A 21,566-nucleotide genomic window follows, 5' to 3' on the forward strand; every position below is an offset into this window, starting at 1 on the left:
CAAAAAAAATAATTTAGTATATGGCTATAAGAATAGTTGGTGTAGATTTACCTCAGAATAAAAGAGGTGAAATTGCGTTGACCTATGTATATGGAATAGGTCGCAGTAGTTCAGCAAAAATTTTAGATAAAGCTGGTGTAGATAAAGATCTGAAGGTTAAAGACTGGACAGATGATCAAGCTGCTAAGATTCGTGAGATTATCGGTGCAGAGTATAAAGTAGAAGGTGATCTTCGTTCTGAAATCCAATTGAACATTAAGCGATTAATGGATATTGGTTGTTACCGTGGTGTACGTCATCGTATTGGTCTGCCGGTTAGAGGTCAGAGCACTAAGAACAATGCACGTACTCGTAAGGGTAGAAAGAAAACCGTTGCTAATAAGAAAAAAGCTACTAAATAATAATTGTTGATATGGCAAAAAAACAGTTGCAGCTAAGAAGAGAAATGTGAAAGTAGACGCTAATGGACAGTTACACGTTCATTCATCTTTCAACAATATTATTGTTTCTCTTGCAAACAGTGAAGGGCAGATAATCTCTTGGTCATCTGCAGGAAAGATGGGATTTAGAGGTTCAAAAAAGAATACTCCTTATGCAGCTCAGATGGCTGCCCAAGATTGTGCAAAAATTGCATTTGATCTTGGCCTGAGAAAGGTAAAAGCATATGTGAAGGGTCCAGGTAACGGACGTGAGTCTGCTATTAGAACTATCCACGGAGCTGGTATTGAGGTTACAGAGATCATCGACGTAACTCCACTTCCACACAATGGTTGTCGTCCTCCGAAAAGACGTAGAGTTTAATTTACCTTTAACTTAAAATGATCTTGATTTTGTTTTTGGATTGCAATAATTTCTTCTCTGCAATCGCGGCTGCAACAAATTGAGTTCATGAATAAACAATTAAATATTTAAAAGAAATGGCTAGATATACTGGACCAAAATCAAGAATAGCCCGTAAATTCGGTGAAGGCATCTTTGGAGCTGATAAAGTTTTGTCAAAGAAGAACTATCCTCCCGGACAACACGGAAATTCAAGAAAAAGAAAAACTTCTGAATATGGTGTGCAACTTCGTGAAAAGCAGAAAGCGAAATACACTTATGGAGTTTTAGAAAAACAATTCCGCAATTTGTTTGAAAAAGCCGCTACCGCTAAAGGTATTACCGGTGAGGTGCTTCTTCAATTGCTGGAAGGCCGTCTTGACAACGTAGTATTCCGTTTGGGTATTGCTCCTACACGTGCTGCTGCTCGTCAGTTGGTTAGTCACAAGCATATTACTGTAGATGGTGAAGTGGTAAACATTCCTTCATTCGCAGTAAAACCAGGACAATTGATTGGTGTTCGTGAAAGATCTAAATCTTTGGAAGTAATTGCTAACTCTCTTGCAGGTTTCAATCACAGCAAATACGCTTGGTTGGAGTGGGATGAAACTTCTAAGGTCGGTAAAATGTTGCATATACCTGAAAGAGCAGACATTCCTGAGAACATTAAAGAACATTTGATCGTTGAATTGTATTCTAAATAATAATTAATTTCATGGCGATATTAGCATTTCAAAAACCTGATAAAGTATTAATGTTGGAGGCGGACTCCAGATTCGGTAAATTCGAATTTCGTCCGTTGGAACCGGGGTTTGGTATTACTGTAGGTAATGCATTGCGCCGTATCCTGCTCTCTTCATTAGAGGGTTTTGCTATCACTACTATCAGAATAGATGGTGTGGAGCATGAATTTTCTAGTGTACCTGGAGTAAAAGAGGATGTTACCAACATTATCTTGAATCTGAAACAAGTGAGATTCAAGCAAGTAGTTGAAGAATTCGAGAGCGAAAAAGTGAGCATCACTGTCGAGAATTCAAGTGAATTTAAAGCAGGTGACATAGGTAAGTATTTGACTGGATTTGAAGTGTTAAATCCGGAATTAGTTATTTGTCATTTAGATTCTAAGGCAACTATGCAGATTGATATTACTATTAACAAAGGTCGTGGATATGTTCCTGCTGATGAAAATCGCGAATATTGCACGGATGTTAATGTAATTCCAATCGACTCTATTTATACACCGATACGTAATGTCAAGTATGCTGTAGAAAACTTCCGTGTAGAACAGAAGACTGACTACGAAAAGCTAGTGCTTGAGATTAGTACCGACGGTTCTATACACCCGAAGGAAGCGCTGAAAGAAGCTGCAAAAATTCTGATCTACCACTTCATGTTGTTCTCTGATGAGAAGATCACGCTTGAAAGTAACGATACTGATGGCAATGAAGAGTTTGACGAAGAAGTATTGCACATGCGTCAGCTGTTGAAGACTAAGCTTGTTGATATGGACTTGTCAGTTCGTGCCCTCAACTGTTTGAAGGCTGCTGATGTAGAAACTCTCGGCGACTTGGTACAATTCAACAAAACTGACCTGTTGAAGTTCAGAAACTTCGGAAAGAAATCGCTTACCGAGCTTGATGATTTGCTGGAAAGTCTGAATCTATCGTTTGGAACCGACATTTCTAAATATAAATTAGATAAAGAATAAAAAATGAGACATAATAAAAAATTCAATCATTTAGGTCGTACTGCTTCTCACAGAAGCGCTATGTTATCTAACATGGCTTGCTCCTTGATCAAGCACAAAAGAATCACTACGACTGTGGCAAAGGCAAAAGCTTTGAAGAAGTTTGTTGAGCCTTTGATTACAAAGTCTAAAGAAGATACTACGAATTCTCGTCGTGTTGTATTTAGCAACCTGCAAGATAAGATTGCAGTAACAGAATTGTTCAAAGAAATCTCGGTTAAGATTGCTGACCGTCCGGGTGGTTATACTCGTATCATCAAGACTGGTAATCGTTTAGGTGACAATGCAGAAATGTGTTTCATTGAGTTGGTTGACTACAATGAAAACATGGCTAAAGAAAAAGTTGCTAAGAAAGCTACTCGTACTCGTCGTTCTAAGAAGAGTGCTGAAGCTGCTGCTCCTGCTGCTGTTGAAGCTCCTGCAACTGAAGAACCAAAAGCTGAATCAGCTGAATAATTTTAAAGTTATTCGTATACATATAAAAAAGGCTACTCACACGGGTAGCCTTTTTTGTATCCTTATATTTTAGTTATACTAAGATACATTAAAAGATTTACCGAATGAACTTTTCATAAGAATTATCTGTTATATTTGCAGGAGAATATGGCAAAATTTGTAAAGGTAATATTGTTTCTGTTGCTGGCAGTTGCCCTTCATGGGGTCGCAGGCAATGTTTTCACTGAAAAACAGGTGGAACAACCAGAGCATGCTGTTACATATTCTATGAAACCGCAGGGGCAGATTAATGCTCCAGAATCTCCTTATCTTCCTGTGGCTGAATTAACTAGTTTGCAAAGCCATCAGATATCGGTGACACGCATCCAACGTGTGCAAATCGGTGAATACTTCTCTTCTCTGAGAAATGTGCTGCAATGTTGTGCAGACCGTGATAACTCGCTGTCACAGCATTGGGGAAGGATTTATAATACTACAACTTCCTATTATTGCCAGCCTGCAAGTGAATATTATGTATTTACTTTAAGGCATATTATTATTTAGACGTTTATTTATTGGTATTATTTTACGGATTGCTGGCGTTAATTATATAGTGCCGGTCAGTCTTTATTATCTTCATATTTTTACTAATAATTTAAACTTCAATATTATGGCAACTCAAGCTATTGATGCTACTATATTTGCATCTTCACATCCCGATATCGCTAAACGTACGAGTATCTCCGGTCTTTTAATTTCTTGTGTAATGTTACTGATTGGTATTTTATCTTTTGCTTCTACTTTTGAACTGGAAGATAAATCGTCTACTGTCAGTATGGCTCTGATGGTCTTTGGAACAGGATTGTTCCTTTTAGGTATATTCCGGCTTTTCTGGAAGTCAAAAGAAGTGGTCTATGTACCGACAGGAAGCATAGCGAAAGAGCGTAGTATTTTCTTTGATCTGAAGCATATGGACAAGTTGACTGACCTTGTTAATTCCGGTTCATTTTCTGCGGATTCAAAGATTAAGAGTGAGACAAGTGGTAATATACGTATGGACGTGATACTATCTGCTGATAATAAATTTGCAGCTGTACAGCTATTCCAGTTTGTACCTTATACATATCAGCCGGTGACTGCTGTGCATTATTTTACCAATGATGCAGCTGCAGCTGTTGCTGCGTTTCTGACTAAAAGTCAATTGAATTAAAGTGCTTAATGCCAAATGGTATTCATGTTGATGGCGAATTGTCATTCATCAGAAGATCATTTCTAAGATAGTCAAGTGCAGGGATGCAGGGATAAATGGATAATGGATTGATAATTACTGAATATCGCACTTCTATGTCTTAATAGCTTAGATACAAGCAGGCTTTAAGGAATAATTTGACATGTGGGGATTAACCGTCGATGACGGCAATCCCCATTTTTTTCATTAAGAAGCACGCATTCATGTTCTGTGCGACTCCGCTTCTCATCTGGTATGAAAATGTCAGTTCGTTGTTGGTAATGTCCGCTTCGAAACAATAATTCCGGATATTTTGTGGAAAAGCATCTATTAGTGTGCCTAGCAGTAGGTCATGAGTAGCGATAATACCATTGGCATCCATGCTCATGAACTGTTTGATTAAGGCAAAAGAACCTTTCTGTTTATCCATAGAGTTAGTTCCTTTCAGAATTTCATCAAGGATGATAAATAATTCTTCTCCGGCTTTGAGTTTATCAATGATTAGTTTCAGTCGTTTGAGTTCGGCGAAGAAGTAAGATTCATTGTCGGTGAGTGAATCACTTGTCCGGAGGCTGGTGACAAGACGAGCGGGAAATATTTCCATTTTCGCAGCCCATACAGGAGCACCAATGCAAGCCAAGAGGTAGTTGACACCTACGGTGCGCAGGTAAGTACTTTTGCCTGCCATGTTGGCGCCGGTAATAATGATAAAGAACGGGCGTTTCTCCATATCGATTCCATTGCGGACACATTTATTGCGGTCCATGAGCGGATGCCCTAAGGCTTCGGCTTGCAGATGGAAAGACTGAGAAGTTATTTGAGGATAGATGTAATCCGGATGGTTGTATGAGAATGTTGCAAGAGAACAATAAGCATCAATTGCTCCGATAGCTTCAATCCAGCGGGGAAGATCTGCGGAGTGTGCTTCTTTCCATTTCTCGATTTGCATGACTTGGCGGAGTTCCCAAAATAGGAGGCCGTTCAAGATGGTGCTCATTAACAGATTACCTCGCTGGTCGAGTGCATTCATGAGTTTAGCAAGGCGATGTACGGACTGGGAAGCTGTTTGATTTTGGCTTGTAAGTTCGGCTTTCAGTTGTTGCAATGCAGGGCTGTGCATCTCTTTTTTCTCGGTGATGAGAATCTGGTCGGCGTAAGTAGACAGAATTTGTAGTTTTTCGCCATACGTCGCTTGTATTTTGGTTATTCCTTTTGAGAAGATAAAACTGAATACGACAAAGCATGCAAATACTATCCCGCTGATGCTTGCAGGGAGAAATCCCAGAATCGTTGCGCCGATACACAGGAGGTTTATAATACCTACTGCTGTCGGGAGGATACGGAGGAAAGCGTGTTTCCGATAGTCGCTCGGACTGTTGACCCATTCTTTAATTTCAGAGATGTCGGATGGCTTGCCTTTATAAAGTAATCCGAGCAGGCGGAATTGTTGTCGAAACTCAAGTTCTGAAGATAGTTCCCGAATCGCTTCCTGACGTTGTTCGATAGCTTCTTTTTCTTCCAGATGCGCATTGAACCAGTTGGCAAGACGTTGTTTGCCGATGGGGGTTGAAGTACGATTGATATACTGGAATAGCGAGTGTTCGCCAAATATGTCCAAGTCGAAAGTATAGAGGTGAGACGGATCGATGTATTCCTTTCCGTTGTCGAAGTCGGAAAAGTCATATTGCAGTGCTCGTAGTTCCTGCTGATTGATTTCTATTTTCTTTTTGAGATAATCTTTCCAGTAAAACCATCGGTTGTGGCTTTGCACCAGCCAAATGAAAGCGATGATGGGAAGTACGGTAAGTACGATGAGTTTTAACCATCCGTCGGACCAAAAAATAATGGCGGAGGCTACTGCTTCTACGAATAAGATCAGTCTCAGAAGGCTGATATAGCGAATGCGTTTCCGCGCTTTTTGTAGTTGTTTTTCTGTTTCCTGAATGATTTGTTGATAGGTTGCTATAATATTTTCTTGTTTTTCCATACGATTATATTGCTTTTCGGACAAAGGTAATATAATTCGTAAAAGGCTGAATGGGAGCGTGTTTTTGTAAAGAGCAGATTTACTCTTTATTAACGGTCATTCAGTAATCAGCGATGAAGTAAGTTGTGATGGTTTAGAACAAAGTAACATAGGGAATAAACACACTTTGTTATTGTCACTTGTCACCTTTGCGTGATAAGTGTCTTATAATTAGTTAAGTAATGGTGATAATAACCGGTGATAATAAGGTGATAATAGATCTTTTTTTGCTTTCTATTATCACCTGTTTTTAAGGAGTATTATAATTAATCTGTTGATTATCAGATATTAGTGTGCTATTTTAAAGCCTTTATCCATCTATGTTAAAAACTCCCTTTTAGGCATGAATGTACGTTGTTTATGCCATATATTACTTCCTGTATGCCGCCTATATTAAGACAAGACTCGGCAACCTTAACCTGCAAACAAGGTTTGGCTAATATATTTTGTTCGTTTCATATTTTCGTTTCACGTCCGTGATCTGTTCGGATCACGTATGTGAGCCCAATAGTTTACGTACGTGGACTGATGGGAGCATGTACGTGAAACGATTTATTGTTACTGACGGAATATATTAATCATGCCTGCATGATAGCATAATGAATCGTTCATTTGCTGTTGTTCCCGGGAGCTTATTCTTTCATAGTTGATATGGGGCTGACTAAAAAGTCGGTAGTATCTTAAATCTCCTCCTTCGGGAAGGAGGAGTACCCGCAGGGGGAGGTGGTAGGTGAATACGCAATTCTTTTATTCCTAGTAAATTAGAGATAACCTTGTTTTACCTACCACCCCGGCTTTCAGCCACCCCTCCTTCCCGAAGGAGGAGATTTAAGATACTACCGACTTTTTAGTCAACCCTGACGACTCAGGTATTAACGCCTGATATACCACATAAAACGCTTGATATTCCGGATGAAAAAAGCCAAGATAAGATTATGAAAAGAACCATAAACTGTATCTCATGAGTAAACAAACTTCGGGTGCGATTGACTTGCTTCCGGGATAATTGCGTGTAAGAGGTGCTGTGCCAAGAAGGCGAAAGGGGCTTCTTGGCTTCTTTTTTCAACATTTCTTTTTCCATTCTTGCATTTATGCGCTAAAATTTATAACTTTCCACTCGAAAAGGCGTTGAATGAAGAAAGGAGGATGGCTTATGAAGAAAGGATATATTTTGTGGTTGCTGATAAGCGTGATTAGCCTTCCGGTAGTTGCGCAGAATATCATTTATTCAAACTTGAAGGAGTTGATGGCTCAAGATGGCGATACCCTTGCAGTGTTGCGAGTAGAGAAGCGTTCCAGAAGCCAGATTCTATTGACAGGCGGGGCTGACTACCGGATAACGGCAGGCAATGATGAATCTATGTGCCGCCAGTTGAAGAAGCGTTGTTTTGCGGTGCGTACTTCTGAAGGAGACTTATTTATCAACTGTCGTAAGTTGCGTTATAAAAAGATGCGTTTCGGGGCGTGGTATGCTCCGGCTGTTCAGTTGGGCAAAAATATCTATTTCTGTGCGATGCCATTAGGGTCGGTAATCGGTGGGACATTTGCAGAAGAAGATGATGTGAAACTGGGCGGAAATGTGGGAGATGCTCTTGCTGCTTCAAGTCTGGTTACTAAACGGGTCTGCTATGAGCTGAACGGTGAGACCGGAAAGATTGATTTTGTAGGAAAAGAAAAGATGGCGCAACTGCTGGAAAAACATCCGGAATGGAAAAAAGCCTACCTTACAAAAGACAGTCAGGAAGCGAAGCATACCTTCAAGTATCTGCAAATGCTGTGTGGTGAGCAGCAGAAAGAATAAATAATACCTTTCTGATAATAAATCTACCAAAACCTTTGTCTTTTCTCTTCTTTTTTTCTATATTGCGAAGAGTTATAGAACTGTATTGCTTACAGTTTGTAATCCTTAATTCTGCTTATTATGAAGATAACTCTTGGCAACACGTTACCTCCCTACCCAGCTTTCATAGAAGGTATCCGGAGGGCCCCCGACCGTAGTTATACGCTTACGCCGGCGCAGACAGCTACGGCATTGAAGAATGCATTGCGCTATATCCCCTTGGAATTGCATGAGCAACTGGCACCTGAATTTATGGAAGAATTGCGTACCCGTGGGCGAATTTACGGATACCGCTTCCGTCCCGCAGGCGATCTGAAAGCCAGGCCGATTGATGAATATCGTGGCAAATGTGTGGAAGGCAAAGCCTTTCAAGTAATGATTGACAACAATCTCTGTTTTGATATCGCGTTGTATCCCTATGAACTTGTTACTTATGGTGAAACCGGCCAAGTTTGTCAGAACTGGATGCAATACCTCCTGATCAAGCAATATCTCGAAGAACTTACTCCTGAGCAAACACTGGTCATTGAGTCCGGACATCCGTTGGGCCTGTTTCGTTCGCGTCCCGATGCTCCCCGCGTTATTATTACCAACTCTATGATGATAGGTCAGTTCGACAATCAGCACGACTGGCACATTGCCGCACAAATGGGAGTTGCCAACTATGGGCAGATGACGGCGGGCGGCTGGATGTATATCGGTCCGCAGGGTATTGTTCATGGCACTTTCAATACATTACTCAATGCCGGACGATTGAAACTCGGCATTCCGCAGGACAAAGATTTGCGTGGTCACCTCTTCGTATCTTCCGGTTTGGGAGGAATGAGCGGGGCACAGCCAAAGGCAGCCGAAATAGCCGGAGCAGCCTCTATTATAGCCGAAGTCGATAGCTCCCGTATCGAAACACGTTATCGGCAGGGATGGGTAGGCCATGTCACACAAGACTTGTCGGAGGCTTTCCGTCTGGCAAAAGAAGCGATGGAACGTCGGGAACCTTGCTCGGTAGCCTATCATGGCAACGTCGTCGATTTGCTGGAATATGCGGAACGTGAGCAGATTCATATTGAACTTTTGTCCGATCAGACCTCTTGTCATGCCGTTTACGAAGGAGGCTACTGTCCCGTAGGCTTGACTTTCGAAGAGCGCACCCGCCTTCTTCATGAATCTCCTGATCAGTTCCGTCGTCTGGCAGACGCTTCTTTGCGCCGCCATTTTGAGGTAATCCGGAAACTGGTGGCATGCGGCACTTACTTCTTCGATTATGGCAACTCCTTTATGAAAGCGATTTATGATGCCGGAGTGAAAGAGATTTCCCGCAATGGAGTTGATGAGAAAGACGGATTTATATGGCCGAGTTATGTAGAAGATATCATGGGACCCCAACTCTTTGATTATGGCTATGGCCCCTTCCGATGGGTATGTCTGAGCGGTAGGCACGAAGATCTGATAAAAACGGACCGTGCCGCAATGGAGTGCATTGATGTCAATCGACGGGGACAGGATCTGGATAATTATAACTGGATACGCGACGCCGAAAAGAACAGGCTGGTAGTAGGTACTCAGGCACGTATTCTCTATCAGGATGCCGTAGGAAGAATGAATATCGCCCTCCGTTTCAATGAAATGGTACGGCGGGGAGAAGTAGGACCGATTATGTTGGGCCGTGATCATCACGATGTGAGTGGAACCGATTCGCCTTTCCGTGAGACATCGAATATCAAAGACGGAAGTAATGTCATGGCTGATATGGCCGTGCAGTGTTTTGCCGGAAACTGTGCGCGTGGCATGAGCCTGGTAGCCCTGCATAATGGCGGCGGAGTCGGCATCGGAAAAGCGATTAATGGCGGCTTCGGCATGGTATGTGACGGCAGCGAACGGGTAGACGAGATACTTCGCTCGGCTATGCTTTGGGATGTGATGGGCGGAGTGGCCCGCCGTTCGTGGGCCCGCAATCCGCATGCAATGGAAACTAGTGACGCTTTCAATGAATCACATTCGGAAGGGTATCATATAACGATGCCTTATCTGGCTGATGACGAGCTGATTAAAAAGACAATAAAAGAAGCATTGTAATAGAAAGTAACGAAATAGAGAAATAAATATGAATTGGAGTAAGATCATCGAATGTGTCCCCAACTTTAGCGAGGGACGTGATTTGGAGAAAATAGACAAGATAGTAGCCCCTTTTCGTGGCAAATCCGGCGTGAAGCTGCTCGATTATAGCAATGATGAAGATCATAACCGTCTGGTAGTCACTTTGGTTGGCGAACCGGAAGCCTTGCGCGATGCAGTCATTGAAGCTATCGGCATTGCTGTCCGTCTGATAGACCTTAATCATCATAGCGGACAGCATCCCCGCATGGGAGCGGTGGACGTGGTTCCTTTCATTCCGATCAAGAATACGACGATGGAAGAAGCCGTCGCCCTGTCGAAAGAAGTGGCTTCCCGGGTGGCGGAACTATATAATCTCCCTGTCTTTCTGTATGAAAAGTCCGCCACAGCCCCGCATCGGGAAAATCTGGCCTCCGTCCGTAAGGGAGAATTTGAAGGAATGGCGGAGAAAATCAGACTTCCCGAATGGCAGCCCGACTTCGGCCCTGCCGAGCGTCATCCCACTGCCGGAACGGTAGCTATCGGTGCCCGAATGCCGCTAGTCGCTTATAACATCAATCTGAGTACCAATAATCTTGAAATAGCCACGAAGATAGCAAAAAATATCCGGCATATCAACGGCGGTCTCCGCTACGTCAAAGCAATGGGGGTGGAACTGAAAGAGCGGAATATCACCCAAGTATCCATTAATATGACCGATTACACCCGCACCGCCCTTTACCGTGCTTTCGAATTGGTGCGTATTGAGGCCCGCCGCTATGGAGTGACGATTGTTGGAAGTGAGATCATTGGTCTGGTGCCGATGGAAGCGCTGATAGATACGGCCTCCTATTATTTAGGACTGGAGAATTTCTCCATGCAGCAGGTGCTGGAAGCGCGTATCATGGAATAGCGCCCGGAGTATTAAAATAATGTGCGTCCGATATAAAGCTGCTGAAACTTATATCGAATTATGATTGAAATAGTAAGAACCGAATAATAAAAGATCAATGAGTGAAAACCTGATTATATTCAATGCCCGTATTGTCACCCCGACAGGAATCTCCGCCCGTAAAGGTGCGGAAATGGGACAGCTCCGCATCATAGAAAACGGAACGGTAGAAGTGACCAAAGGCATCATCACTTACGTCGGCGAGAGTCGTGGCGAAGATCGTGACGGCTATTACCAGCATTACTGGCATTATAACGCCCGGGGACATTGCCTGCTTCCGGGCTTTGTCGATTCGCATACCCATTTTGTTTTTGGCGGAGAACGTTCCGAAGAATTTTCCTGGCGGCTGAAAGGCGAAAGCTATATGTCCATCATGGAACGTGGCGGAGGGATAGCCAGTACCGTAAAAGCTACCCGGCAAATGAATTTCCTGAAACTTCGCTCGGCAGCCGAAGGCTTTCTGAAGAAGATGAGTGCTATGGGAGTCACCACGGTAGAAGGTAAAAGCGGTTATGGACTCGATCGGGAAACAGAGCTGCTGCAACTGAAAATAATGCGCAGCCTGAACAATGACGAGCACAAACGTATCGACATTGTATCCACTTTCTTAGGAGCCCACGCCCTTCCCGAAGAGTATAAAGGAAGAGGAGACGAATACATCGACTTTCTGATCCGTGAAATGCTCCCCGTTATCCGCGAGAACGGACTTGCCGAATGTTGCGATGTCTTTTGCGAACAAGGAGTTTTCTCTGTCGAACAGTCCCGCCGTCTCCTTCAGGCAGCCAAAGAACAAGGCTTCCTGTTAAAGCTCCATGCCGATGAAATCGTTTCCTTTGGTGGCGCTGAGCTGGCAGCCGAACTGGGCGCCTTGTCTGCCGACCATCTGCTTCAGGCTTCCGATGCCGGAATCCGTGCAATGGCCGACGCAGGAGTAGTAGCTACCCTGCTGCCTCTGACGGCTTTCGCACTGAAAGAACCTTATGCACGCGGTCGTGAAATGATTGATGCCGGCTGTGCCGTAGCACTTGCCACAGACTTGAATCCGGGAAGCTGTTTCTCCGGTTCCATCCCGTTGACCATTGCTTTGGCGTGTATTTACATGAAACTTAGCATTGAAGAAACCATCACTGCCCTCACACTAAACGGGGCTGCTGCCCTTCATCGGGCAGACCGGATCGGAAGCATCGAAGTAGGCAAGCAAGGCGACTTTGTCATACTGAATTCGGACAATTATCACATTCTGCCATACTACGTGGGCATGAACTGTGTCATCATGACTATTAAAGGCGGTATGCTATACCCCGTCAATTGATAACTAAAATCATAAAATACCATGTTAGCAGATTTAACCGTAAAAGATTTCTTAGATAAGGTAGCCGGCAATGATCCGGTACCCGGCGGTGGCAGTATTGCCGCTTTAGGCGGAGCATTGGCTTCCGCTTTGGCCACGATGGTGACGAGACTCACCATCGGCAAGAAAGGATATGAAGCCAGTGAAGAAGTAATGCAGCACGCACAGACGCTTACCACCCGATTCCAAAAAGAATTCATCGCCTTGATTGATAAAGACTCCGAAGCCTATGATGAAGTTTTTGCCTATTTTAAACTTCCCAAAGCTACCGATGAAGAAAAAGCTGCCCGCAGCGCTGCCATTCAGGAAGCCACCAGGCATGCCGCCCTCATTCCGATGGAAGTTGCCCGAAAAGCACTCGAAGTGATGCCCGTCATAGCAGACATCGCCCGTCTGGGGAATCGGAACGCTATTACAGACGCTTGTGTAGCCATGATGGCGGCACGATCCGCCGTATTGGGGGCATTGCTGAATGTCCGCATTAATCTGGGGGTACTCAAAGACAAAGAATTTGTCTTGGGCTTGCAAGCCGAAGCGGACCGGATAGAGCAAACCGCTTGCCGGAAAGAGAAAGAATTACTGGATGCCGTCAACCAAGACTTACGCGTATGAGCAAGAATGTGTATCAAATAGGTTCCGGAGAACTGACCTTCGAAATCATCGAACGGATCATCAACGAGAATCTGAAGCTGGAACTGGCTCCCGAAGCCAAGCTCCGCATTCAGAAATGCCGTGATTATCTAGACCATAAAATAGCTTCTTCCGAAGAACCTCTTTATGGCATCACCACTGGCTTCGGCTCATTATGCACTAAAAATATTTCTTCCGGCGAATTGGGAACCTTGCAGGAAAACCTGATAAAGAGCCATGCCTGCAGTGTAGGCGAAGAAATCCGTCCTGTCATCATCAAACTGATGATGTTACTCAAAGCCCACGCTCTCTCGTTGGGACATAGCGGCGTGCAACTAATCACCGTACAGCGTATCCTCGACTTTTTCAATAACGACGTACTGCCCATCGTCTATGATCGCGGTTCCTTGGGAGCTTCCGGCGATCTCGCCCCATTAGCCAATCTGTTCCTTCCTTTGATCGGTGTGGGCGACGTCAACTATAAAGGAAAGAAATGCGAAGCAATCAGCGTGCTCGACGAATTTGGCTGGGAACCCGTCCGGCTCATGAGCAAGGAAGGGCTTGCACTGCTCAACGGTACCCAGTTCATGAGTGCCAACGGTGTATTTGCCATTCTCAAAGCCTTCCGCCTTTCCAAGAAAGCCGACCTGATAGCTGCTCTTTCTCTTGAAGCCTTCGACGGACGCATCGACCCGTTTATGGATTGCATCCAGCAGATACGCCCTCATCCCGGACAGATCGAGACGGGAGAGGCTTTCCGTAAACTGCTGGCAGGCAGCGAACTGATCGAACGTCCCAAGGCGCACGTACAGGATCCTTACTCTTTCCGTTGCATCCCGCAAGTGCATGGTGCTACGAAAGACGCTATCCGCTATGTTTCCTCCGTACTGCTGACCGAAATCAATTCCGTCACGGACAATCCAACGATCTTCCCTGACGAAGACAGAATCATTTCCGGTGGAAATTTCCACGGTCAGCCGTTGGCTATCTCCTATGACTTTCTCGCCATTGCCTTGGCAGAACTGGGAAACATTTCCGAACGCCGTGTCTCTCAATTGATTATGGGACTTCGCGAACTTCCGGAGTTTTTGGTAGCCAATCCGGGACTGAATTCCGGCTTTATGATTCCCCAATATGCTGCTGCGTCTATGGTCAGCCAGAACAAAATGTACTGTTATGCCGCATCGAGCGATTCCATCGTTTCGTCCAACGGGCAGGAAGATCATGTAAGTATGGGAGCCAATGCCGCAACCAAACTTTATAAAGTGATGGACAACCTTGAACATATCCTTGCCATCGAACTGATGAATGCTGCGCAGGGCATCGATTTCCGCCGTCCGCTGAAAACGTCTCCGCTGCTGGAGAGTTTCCTGCATGCCTACCGGAAAGAAGTGCCTTTTGTGAAAGATGACATCGTGATGTATAAAGAAATACATAAAACAGTCGCTTTTTTAAAAAGGACTAAGTTAGAGTACTAAACCTCCTTTTTCGCTTTTCGTTAATAATGGTGACTGTTATTGCCGGATAAACGATCGATTCTTATCGGTATTTATCCGGCATTTGCCGATTATTCTCCCTCTTACAGCGATAAAACTTTACTTCATATACCTCTATTCCTTACTTTTGCTCTATATTTCCTCTTAACACTTGTTTTCATATACCTCTAATGAATGATAATATTTATCAAATGGGCTATAAATAAAAGGAAACTTGATTTGTTAATTGAGTTTTCTATATATCTTTGTTCCGTTTTTCGCTTTAAATGGTGAATTTATAGAAAACTGAGTCTAACAAAATCTAAAAAGAGTGATGATGGAGCATGGAAGAGACGCGTCCCAAAAGGCGGAGCTGAGAGAACGGATTATAATGACCGCGACAGAAGCTTTTACTTTGAAAGGTATCAAGTGTATTACGATGGATGACATTGCGGCAGCATTGGGCATTTCCAAACGTACGCTCTATGAGGTTTTTGCAGATAAGGAATCATTATTGAAGGAGTGTATTCTGCAAAAGCAAGCCGAAAGAGACAAATACTTGCAGGAGATATACGAGCAATCCAACAATGTGCTGGAGGTGATACTTGCTGTCTTTCAGAAAAGCATCGAGATCTTTCATCAGACCAACAAGCGCTTCTTCGAGGATATCAAGAAATATCCGAAGGTATATGCGATGATGAAAGACCGTAGTGAAAGTGACTCGGAGAAGACGATGTCTTTCTTTAAGTCGGGGGTAGAGCAAGGTATCTTTCGGGCGGATGTCAACTTTGAGATAGTCAATCTGTTGGTGCGCGAGCAGTTTGATGTGCTGTTGAATACGGACATTTGCAACGAATATCCTTTTATAGAAGTATACGAATCCATCATGTTTACCTATATACGTGGCATTTCCACGGAAAAAGGAGCCAAAGTTTTAGAGGAATTTATATCAGAATATCGTAAAAACCGGGTCGAGCAACAATAGGAGCTAGGTTCGGATGACAAACAATTAAGGATCAAATAGAAACGAGTTTATGAACAGATTGAAAAGATTGACAGGCAAGAAAATGCTTCTGACGGCAATGGCTCTCTGTGCGTTTGGCTTTGCAAAGGCTCAGACGGAGCAGACAACGCAGAATACGCTGACATTGACGTTGGACAAAGCCCTGGAAATAGCGTTGGATGAGAATCCTACGATAAAGGTGGCGGCAGAAGAAATTGCCTTAAAGAAAGTTGCAAGTAAGGAAGCATGGCAGAGCCTGTTACCCGAAGCAAGCCTAAACGGATCATTGGATCACACGATCAAAGCGGCTGAAATGAAACTGAACGATATGTCGTTCAAGATGGGGCAGGATGGTACGAATACCGCCAATGCCGGACTGAGCATTAACCTGCCTTTGTTTGCACCGGCAGTCTACCGGGCCATGTCAATGACAAAGACGGATATCGAACTGGCAGTGGAGAAGTCGCGTGCTTCCGAACTGGATTTGATCAATCAGGTAACCAAGGCTTATTATCAGCTGATGCTTGCACAAGATAGTTATGAAGTGCTTCAAGGCAGCTATAAGTTGGCAGAAGATAATTTCAATGTCGTGAACGCCAAATATCAACAAGGTGCAGTCAGCGAATTTGATAAGATCAGCGCAGAAGTACAGATGCGCAGCATCAAGCCGAATGTCATTTCTGCCGCCAATGCCGTGACGCTGGCAAAACTCCAGTTGAAAGTGTTGATGGGCATTACGGCTGATGTGGATATTAAGACTGACGATAATCTGACAAACTACGAATCAATGCTGTTTGCCAATCAGTTGAAAGAAGAAGATATGAGTCTGGAGAACAATACAACGATGAAGCAGTTCGAGCTGAATATGAAATTGCTCGAAAAGAACGTGAAGTCGCTGAAAACGAACTTCATGCCTACTTTGTCGATGAGCTTCTCTTATCAATATCAGTCTTTGTATAATCCGAACATCAATTTCTTTGATTATACGTGGAGCAACAGTTCGTCTTTGATGTTCAATCTGAGCATTCCTTTGTATAGGGCGAGCAACTTTACGAAGGTAAAATCGGCCCGCATCCAGATGCGCCAGCTTGACTGGAACCGCATCGATACGGAGAGAAAACTGAATATGCAGGTAGTCAGCTACCGTAACAATATGACTGCCAGCTCCGAGCAGGTGGTCAGCAACAAAGAAAACGTGATGCAGGCTGAAAAAGCGGTACAGATTGCCGGAAAACGTTATGAAGTCGGTAAGGGAACCGTGCTTGAACTTAACAGTTCGCAGGTATCACTGACGCAGGCACAACTTACTTACAATCAATCAATCTACGATTACCTGGTAGCTAAGGCTGACCTTGATCAGGTTTTGGGAAAACAATAAAGATAGACAACTAAAATTACAACTAAGGAATATGAAAAAAGGTATCCAATTAGTGGCTCTGCTATTGACAGTAGTAATGAGCTCATGTACGGGTGGAAAAGATAAGGCTGCTGTGAAACAGGAAGACGAGAAGCCCAGAGTAAAAGTGGCTGATGTAACAGCCCGTCCCGTAGATCAGATACAGGATTATACAGCGACGGTAGAAGCTGAAGTAAAGAACAACATTGCTCCTTCGTCACCTGTCCGCATCGACCGGATTCTGGTAGAAGTGGGCGACCGTGTATCCAAAGGCCAGAAGCTGGTGCAGATGGATGCAGCCAACCTCACACAGACGAAACTGCAACTGGACAATCAGAAAATTGAATTTAATCGTATCGACGAACTTTATAAGGTAGGCGGTGCTTCCAAATCAGAGTGGGATGCTGCGAAGATGCAGCTCGATGTGAAGCAGACTGCTTATGATAATCTGGTAGAGAATACGTTTCTGTTGAGCCCGATCAACGGAGTAATCACTGCCCGTAATTACGATAATGGTGATATGTATAGTGGCGGAAGTCCGGTGCTGGTAGTAGAGCAGATCACTCCGGTCAAGCTGATGATCAATGTGTCTGAAACCTACTTCACGAAGGTGAAGAAAGGCGAACCGGTAGATGTGAAGCTGGATGTATATGGCGACGAACTGTTCAAGGGAACTATCAGCCTGATCTATCCGACTATCGACGCAACTACCCGTACTTTCCAGATCGAGATCAAGTTGGACAACAAAGATCAGCGTGTACGTCCGGGAATGTTTGCCCGTGCTACCTTGAACTTCGGTACGGCGGACAACGTTGTAGTGCCCGACTTGGCTATTGTGAAACAGGCAGGTTCCGGCGATCGCTATGTGTACGTTTATAAAGATGGCAAAGTGTCCTACAACAAAGTGGAGTTAGGCAGACGCATGGGTTCGGAGTATGAGCTGAAATCCGGTGTGCCCGATAATTCGCAGGTGGTAGTGGCCGGACAGGCACGTCTGATAAACGGTACGGAAGTAGAGATCGAGAAGTAAAATCACTATTAAACTAATCACTATAAAGAAATGAGTTTATACGAAGGTGCGGTTAAGAAACCGATTATGACCTCCCTCTGCTTTCTGGCAGTGGTGATTTTTGGTCTTTTCTCTTTGTCCAAGTTACCTATCGACTTGTATCCGGACATCGATACAAATACGATCATGGTAATGACCGCATATCCTGGCGCAAGTGCTTCGGATATAGAAAATAACGTTACCCGGCCGCTGGAGAATACCTTGAATGCGGTGAGTAACCTGAAACATATTACCTCTCGTTCTTCCGAGAATATGTCATTGATTACATTGGAATTTGAGTTTGGTAATGATATTGACGTGCTGACGAATGATGTACGTGACAAACTCGACATGGTAAGCTCACAGCTGCCGGATGATGTCGAGAATCCGATCATCTTCAAGTTCAGTACGGACATGATTCCGATTGTATTGCTTTCGGTACAGGCCAATGAGAGCCAGGCCGCGCTTTACAAGATACTGGACGACCGTGTGGTTAACCCGTTGGCACGTATTCCCGGTGTGGGAACGGTGTCTATCAGTGGTGCGCCGCAGCGTGAGATTCAGGTATATTGCGACCCTAACAAACTGGAAGCTTATAACCTGAGCATTGAGACTATCAGCTCTATTATCGGAGCCGAAAACAAGAATATTCCGGGCGGTAACTTCGATATCGGTAGTGAGACGTATGCCCTCCGTGTGGAAGGGGAGTTTGATGATTCCCGCCAGTTGGCAGATATCGTAGTAGGTACGCACAATGGAGCGAATGTCTTCCTGCGTGATGTGGCCCGCATCGTGGATACGGTGGAAGAGCGTGCGCAGGAAACCTATAATAACGGTGTGCAGGGTGCGATGATTGTGGTTCAGAAGCAGTCGGGCGCCAACTCTGTAGAAATTTCCCGTAAGGTAGAAGAAGCGCTTCCGCGTTTGCAGAAGAACCTGCCGAGTGATGTGAAGCTGGGAGTGATTGTCGATACTTCCGATAATATCTTGAATACGATTGACAGTTTGGCAGAGACTGTAATGTATGCCTTGCTGTTCGTTGTGATCGTCGTGTTCCTGTTCCTGGGACGCTGGCGTGCGACATTGATTATCTGTATCACGATTCCGCTTTCGTTGATCGCCTCCTTTATCTATCTGGCGATTACCGGAAATACGATCAACATTATCTCACTGTCGTCTCTGTCTATTGCCATCGGTATGGTGGTGGATGATGCGATTGTGGTACTTGAAAACGTGACGACACATATTGAGCGTGGTTCGGACCCGAAACAGGCAGCAGTACATGGAACGAATGAGGTGGCTATTTCCGTAATTGCTTCTACGCTGACCATGATCGCCGTGTTCTTCCCGTTGACCATGGTAAGCGGTATGTCCGGTGTGCTCTTCAAACAGCTGGGCTGGATGATGTGTGCCATCATGTTTGTGTCTACAGTCGCGGCTCTGTCACTGACCCCGATGCTCTGTTCGCAATTACTTCGCCTGCAGAAGCGGCCGTCGAAGATGTTCAAGCTCTTCTTTACTCCGATAGAGAAAGCGTTGGACGCACTCGATACAGGTTATGCGAAAATGCTGAACTGGGCAGTTCGTCATCGTCCGGTTGTGATTGTGGGATGTATTGCTTTCTTCGTTGTCAGCTTGCTGTGTGCGAAAGGAATCGGTACGGAGTTCTTCCCTGCACAGGATAATGCCCGTATTGCTGTTCAGCTTGAATTGCCGATCGGTACACGAAAAGAGATTGCTCAGGAACTTTCCGAGAAGCTGACTAACCAGTGGCTGACGAAGTATAAAGATATCATGAAGGTATGTAACTATACCGTAGGTCAGGCGGACTCGGATAATACGTGGGCTTCCATGCAGGACAACGGCTCGCACATTATTTCCTTCAACATCAGTCTGGTAGACCCGGGAGATCGTGATATCTCACTGGAAGCAGTCTGTGACGAGATGCGTCAGGACTTGAAAGGTTATCCGGAGTTCAGCAAGGCACAGGTTATTCTGGGAGGTAGTAATACAGGTATGTCTGCTCAGGCAAGTGCCGACTTTGAGATATACGGATACGATATGACGATGACTGATAGCGTAGCAGCCCGTTTGAAACGTGAGTTGCTGACCGTGAAAGGGGTGACCGAGGTGAACATCAGCCGTAGTGACTACCAGCCCGAGTATCAGGTTGATTTCGACCGTGAGAAGCTGGCGATGCACGGACTGAACCTGGCTACAGCCGGTAACTACTTGCGTAATCGTATCAATGGTGCCGTTGCTTCCAAATATCGTGAAGACGGGGATGAGTATGATATCAAAGTGCGCTATGCACCCGAATATCGTACAAGTCTGGAAAGCATCGAGAACATCCTTATTTATAATGCCAAAGGCGAGTCCGTGCGTGTAAAAGATGTCGGAAAGGTAGTCGAACGTTTTGCGCCTCCTACCATTGAGCGTAAAGACCGTGAACGTATCGTGACCGTATCCGCCGTTATCTCCGGTGCTCCGTTGGGTGACGTAGTGGCAGCAGGTAACAAGCTTATTGATAAGATGGATATTCCGGGAGAAATCACGATTCAGATTTCCGGTTCGTACGAAGACCAGCAGGATTCGTTCCGCGACTTGGGAACATTGGGTATCCTGATTGTCATTCTTGTATTCATCGTAATGGCAGCACAGTTCGAGTCTCTGACTTATCCGTTCATTATCATGTTCTCTCTGCCGTTTGCATTTAGTGGAGTCTTGATGGCGTTGTTCTTTACGGGCAGTACGCTGAGTGTAATGAGTTTGCTGGGAGGTATCATGCTGATCGGTATTGTGGTGAAGAACGGTATTGTGCTCATCGACTACATCACGCTCTGTCGAGAGCGGGGTATGGCGGTCATCAACTCTGTGGTGACATCTGGTAAGAGCCGTCTCCGTCCGGTATTGATGACAACAGCCACGACCGTTCTGGGTATGATCCCGATGGCTATCGGTGGCGGACAAGGTTCTGAGATGTGGAGTCCGATGGCGATTGCCGTAATCGGTGGTCTGACGGTATCTACTGTGTTGACACTCGTCCTGATTCCTACGCTGTACTGTGTATTTGCCGGAACAGGTATCAAGAACAGACGTCGTAAACTCCATCGCAAACGCGAACTGGATGTCTACTTCCAGGAACATAAAGATGAAATTATTAAGAAATAACAGAAAAGAAATATGAAATCAGTATTGATAACATTCGATCAGGCGTATTACGAACGGATCATGGCATTGCTCGACCGTCTGAACTGCCGGGGCTTTACATACCTTGAAAAGGTGCAGGGACGTGGCTCAAAGACAGGCGATCCGCACTTCGGTAGTCATGCCTGGCCCAGTATGTGTTCGGCTATCCTTACGGTGGTCGATGACAATAAAGTCGATCCGTTGCTGGATACACTACATAAGATGGACTTGCAGACCGAACAGCTGGGATTACGTGCATTTGTATGGAACATTGAACGAACCATCTAGCGTTCGAACAGTGAATAAATAATCGGAAGGGAGAATCTATAAATAATG

The 21,566-nt window shown here is 44.7% G+C and carries 19 protein-coding genes; 18 read left to right on the forward strand and 1 reads right to left on the reverse strand.

The annotated features are described in order from the left end of the window. Positions 1-20 precede the first annotated feature (20 nt). The 7 genes from rpsM (at position 21) to HMPREF9007_RS10295 (ending at position 4,211) form a co-directional block, all read left to right on the forward strand. Entirely contained in the window at positions 21-401 is a 381-nt protein-coding gene (gene rpsM, locus HMPREF9007_RS10325) for a 30S ribosomal protein S13 (protein WP_004296328.1), read from the forward strand. Positions 402-447: 46 nt separating this feature from the next. Further along, entirely contained in the window at positions 448-801 is a 354-nt protein-coding gene (gene rpsK, locus HMPREF9007_RS10320) for a 30S ribosomal protein S11 (RefSeq protein ID WP_008762049.1), read from the forward strand. Between the two features lie 116 nt (positions 802-917). Next, positions 918-1,523 (forward strand): 30S ribosomal protein S4, encoded by a 606-nt coding sequence (gene rpsD / locus HMPREF9007_RS10315; RefSeq protein WP_008762050.1) that lies wholly within the window; start codon positions 918-920, stop codon positions 1,521-1,523. A gap of 11 nt (positions 1,524-1,534) precedes the next feature. After that, positions 1,535-2,527 (forward strand): DNA-directed RNA polymerase subunit alpha, encoded by a 993-nt coding sequence (locus HMPREF9007_RS10310; RefSeq protein WP_008762051.1) that lies wholly within the window; start codon positions 1,535-1,537, stop codon positions 2,525-2,527. A 3-nt stretch (positions 2,528-2,530) separates the two neighbouring features. Then, the gene (gene rplQ / locus HMPREF9007_RS10305) at positions 2,531-3,022 is read left to right on the forward strand and encodes a 50S ribosomal protein L17 (protein ID WP_008762052.1); all 492 of its coding nucleotides are present in this window, start codon (positions 2,531-2,533) and stop codon (positions 3,020-3,022) included. Positions 3,023-3,169: 147 nt separating this feature from the next. Continuing rightward, complete coding sequence (locus tag HMPREF9007_RS10300) at positions 3,170-3,565, forward strand: hypothetical protein (RefSeq protein WP_008762053.1); 396 nt, start codon at positions 3,170-3,172, stop codon at positions 3,563-3,565. Positions 3,566-3,671: 106 nt separating this feature from the next. Next, positions 3,672-4,211, forward strand: coding sequence for a hypothetical protein (locus tag HMPREF9007_RS10295; RefSeq protein WP_008762054.1), 540 nt, complete (start codon positions 3,672-3,674; stop codon positions 4,209-4,211). A gap of 190 nt (positions 4,212-4,401) precedes the next feature. Here the strand turns inward: HMPREF9007_RS10295 and HMPREF9007_RS10290 are convergent, their stop codons facing one another. Beyond that, positions 4,402-6,216 (reverse strand): MutS family DNA mismatch repair protein, encoded by a 1,815-nt coding sequence (locus tag HMPREF9007_RS10290; RefSeq protein WP_008762055.1) that lies wholly within the window; start codon positions 6,214-6,216, stop codon positions 4,402-4,404. A gap of 1,192 nt (positions 6,217-7,408) precedes the next feature. Here HMPREF9007_RS10290 and HMPREF9007_RS10285 point away from each other — a divergent pair. From HMPREF9007_RS10285 to HMPREF9007_RS10235, 11 genes are all read left to right on the forward strand, one after another. Further along, a complete protein-coding gene (locus HMPREF9007_RS10285) occupies positions 7,409-8,056 on the forward strand; it encodes a DUF6563 family protein (protein WP_032850491.1) in 648 nt (215 codons plus the stop codon). Positions 8,057-8,176: 120 nt separating this feature from the next. Further along, positions 8,177-10,168 (forward strand): urocanate hydratase, encoded by a 1,992-nt coding sequence (locus tag HMPREF9007_RS10280; RefSeq protein ID WP_008762057.1) that lies wholly within the window; start codon positions 8,177-8,179, stop codon positions 10,166-10,168. Between the two features lie 28 nt (positions 10,169-10,196). After that, the gene (ftcD, locus tag HMPREF9007_RS10275) at positions 10,197-11,099 is read left to right on the forward strand and encodes a glutamate formimidoyltransferase (RefSeq protein WP_008762058.1); all 903 of its coding nucleotides are present in this window, start codon (positions 10,197-10,199) and stop codon (positions 11,097-11,099) included. A gap of 97 nt (positions 11,100-11,196) precedes the next feature. Then, positions 11,197-12,450, forward strand: coding sequence for an imidazolonepropionase (gene hutI, locus HMPREF9007_RS10270; RefSeq protein ID WP_008762059.1), 1,254 nt, complete (start codon positions 11,197-11,199; stop codon positions 12,448-12,450). 21 nt (positions 12,451-12,471) lie between these two features. Continuing rightward, on the forward strand, positions 12,472-13,101 hold the full coding sequence (locus HMPREF9007_RS10265; RefSeq protein WP_008762060.1) for a cyclodeaminase/cyclohydrolase family protein: 630 nt from the start codon (positions 12,472-12,474) through the stop codon (positions 13,099-13,101). Next, positions 13,098-14,597, forward strand: a complete 1,500-nt coding sequence (hutH, locus tag HMPREF9007_RS10260) for a histidine ammonia-lyase (protein ID WP_008762061.1) — start codon at positions 13,098-13,100, stop codon at positions 14,595-14,597. The genes HMPREF9007_RS10265 and hutH overlap by 4 nt, the downstream gene beginning before the upstream one ends. Before the next feature lie 331 nt (positions 14,598-14,928). Beyond that, positions 14,929-15,579, forward strand: a complete 651-nt coding sequence (locus tag HMPREF9007_RS10255) for a TetR/AcrR family transcriptional regulator (protein ID WP_008765448.1) — start codon at positions 14,929-14,931, stop codon at positions 15,577-15,579. A 49-nt stretch (positions 15,580-15,628) separates the two neighbouring features. Further along, positions 15,629-16,975, forward strand: a complete 1,347-nt coding sequence (locus HMPREF9007_RS10250) for a TolC family protein (protein WP_008762063.1) — start codon at positions 15,629-15,631, stop codon at positions 16,973-16,975. Between the two features lie 31 nt (positions 16,976-17,006). Continuing rightward, entirely contained in the window at positions 17,007-18,023 is a 1,017-nt protein-coding gene (locus HMPREF9007_RS10245; protein ID WP_008762064.1) for an efflux RND transporter periplasmic adaptor subunit, read from the forward strand. Positions 18,024-18,053: 30 nt separating this feature from the next. Continuing rightward, positions 18,054-21,212, forward strand: a complete 3,159-nt coding sequence (locus tag HMPREF9007_RS10240; RefSeq protein ID WP_008762065.1) for an efflux RND transporter permease subunit — start codon at positions 18,054-18,056, stop codon at positions 21,210-21,212. Between the two features lie 12 nt (positions 21,213-21,224). Further along, positions 21,225-21,518 carry a PG0541 family transporter-associated protein gene (locus HMPREF9007_RS10235; RefSeq protein WP_008762066.1) on the forward strand — a complete coding sequence of 98 codons (294 nt, stop codon included), beginning with the start codon at positions 21,225-21,227 and terminating at the stop codon, positions 21,516-21,518. Positions 21,519-21,566 lie beyond the last annotated feature (48 nt).

This window comes from Bacteroides sp. 1_1_14 (genome assembly GCF_000162515.1).
GTDB lineage: Bacteria > Bacteroidota > Bacteroidia > Bacteroidales > Bacteroidaceae > Bacteroides > Bacteroides thetaiotaomicron.

What these genes read in the sequence shown, in the direction of transcription:
- rpsM (WP_004296328.1), top strand. Translation starts at nt 21, where the DNA reads ATGGCTATAAGAATAGTTGGTGTAGATTTACCTCAGAATAAAAGAGGT.
- rpsD (WP_008762050.1), top strand. Translation starts at nt 918, where the DNA reads ATGGCTAGATATACTGGACCAAAATCAAGAATAGCCCGTAAATTCGGT.
- HMPREF9007_RS10310 (WP_008762051.1), top strand. Translation starts at nt 1,535, where the DNA reads ATGGCGATATTAGCATTTCAAAAACCTGATAAAGTATTAATGTTGGAG.
- rplQ (WP_008762052.1), top strand. Translation starts at nt 2,531, where the DNA reads ATGAGACATAATAAAAAATTCAATCATTTAGGTCGTACTGCTTCTCAC.
- HMPREF9007_RS10300 (WP_008762053.1), top strand. Translation starts at nt 3,170, where the DNA reads ATGGCAAAATTTGTAAAGGTAATATTGTTTCTGTTGCTGGCAGTTGCC.
- HMPREF9007_RS10295 (WP_008762054.1), top strand. Translation starts at nt 3,672, where the DNA reads ATGGCAACTCAAGCTATTGATGCTACTATATTTGCATCTTCACATCCC.
- HMPREF9007_RS10290 (WP_008762055.1), bottom strand. Translation starts at nt 6,216, where the DNA reads ATGGAAAAACAAGAAAATATTATAGCAACCTATCAACAAATCATTCAG.
- HMPREF9007_RS10285 (WP_032850491.1), top strand. Translation starts at nt 7,409, where the DNA reads ATGAAGAAAGGATATATTTTGTGGTTGCTGATAAGCGTGATTAGCCTT.
- HMPREF9007_RS10280 (WP_008762057.1), top strand. Translation starts at nt 8,177, where the DNA reads ATGAAGATAACTCTTGGCAACACGTTACCTCCCTACCCAGCTTTCATA.
- ftcD (WP_008762058.1), top strand. Translation starts at nt 10,197, where the DNA reads ATGAATTGGAGTAAGATCATCGAATGTGTCCCCAACTTTAGCGAGGGA.
- hutI (WP_008762059.1), top strand. Translation starts at nt 11,197, where the DNA reads ATGAGTGAAAACCTGATTATATTCAATGCCCGTATTGTCACCCCGACA.
- HMPREF9007_RS10265 (WP_008762060.1), top strand. Translation starts at nt 12,472, where the DNA reads ATGTTAGCAGATTTAACCGTAAAAGATTTCTTAGATAAGGTAGCCGGC.
- hutH (WP_008762061.1), top strand. Translation starts at nt 13,098, where the DNA reads ATGAGCAAGAATGTGTATCAAATAGGTTCCGGAGAACTGACCTTCGAA.
- HMPREF9007_RS10255 (WP_008765448.1), top strand. Translation starts at nt 14,929, where the DNA reads ATGATGGAGCATGGAAGAGACGCGTCCCAAAAGGCGGAGCTGAGAGAA.
- HMPREF9007_RS10250 (WP_008762063.1), top strand. Translation starts at nt 15,629, where the DNA reads ATGAACAGATTGAAAAGATTGACAGGCAAGAAAATGCTTCTGACGGCA.
- HMPREF9007_RS10245 (WP_008762064.1), top strand. Translation starts at nt 17,007, where the DNA reads ATGAAAAAAGGTATCCAATTAGTGGCTCTGCTATTGACAGTAGTAATG.
- HMPREF9007_RS10240 (WP_008762065.1), top strand. Translation starts at nt 18,054, where the DNA reads ATGAGTTTATACGAAGGTGCGGTTAAGAAACCGATTATGACCTCCCTC.
- HMPREF9007_RS10235 (WP_008762066.1), top strand. Translation starts at nt 21,225, where the DNA reads ATGAAATCAGTATTGATAACATTCGATCAGGCGTATTACGAACGGATC.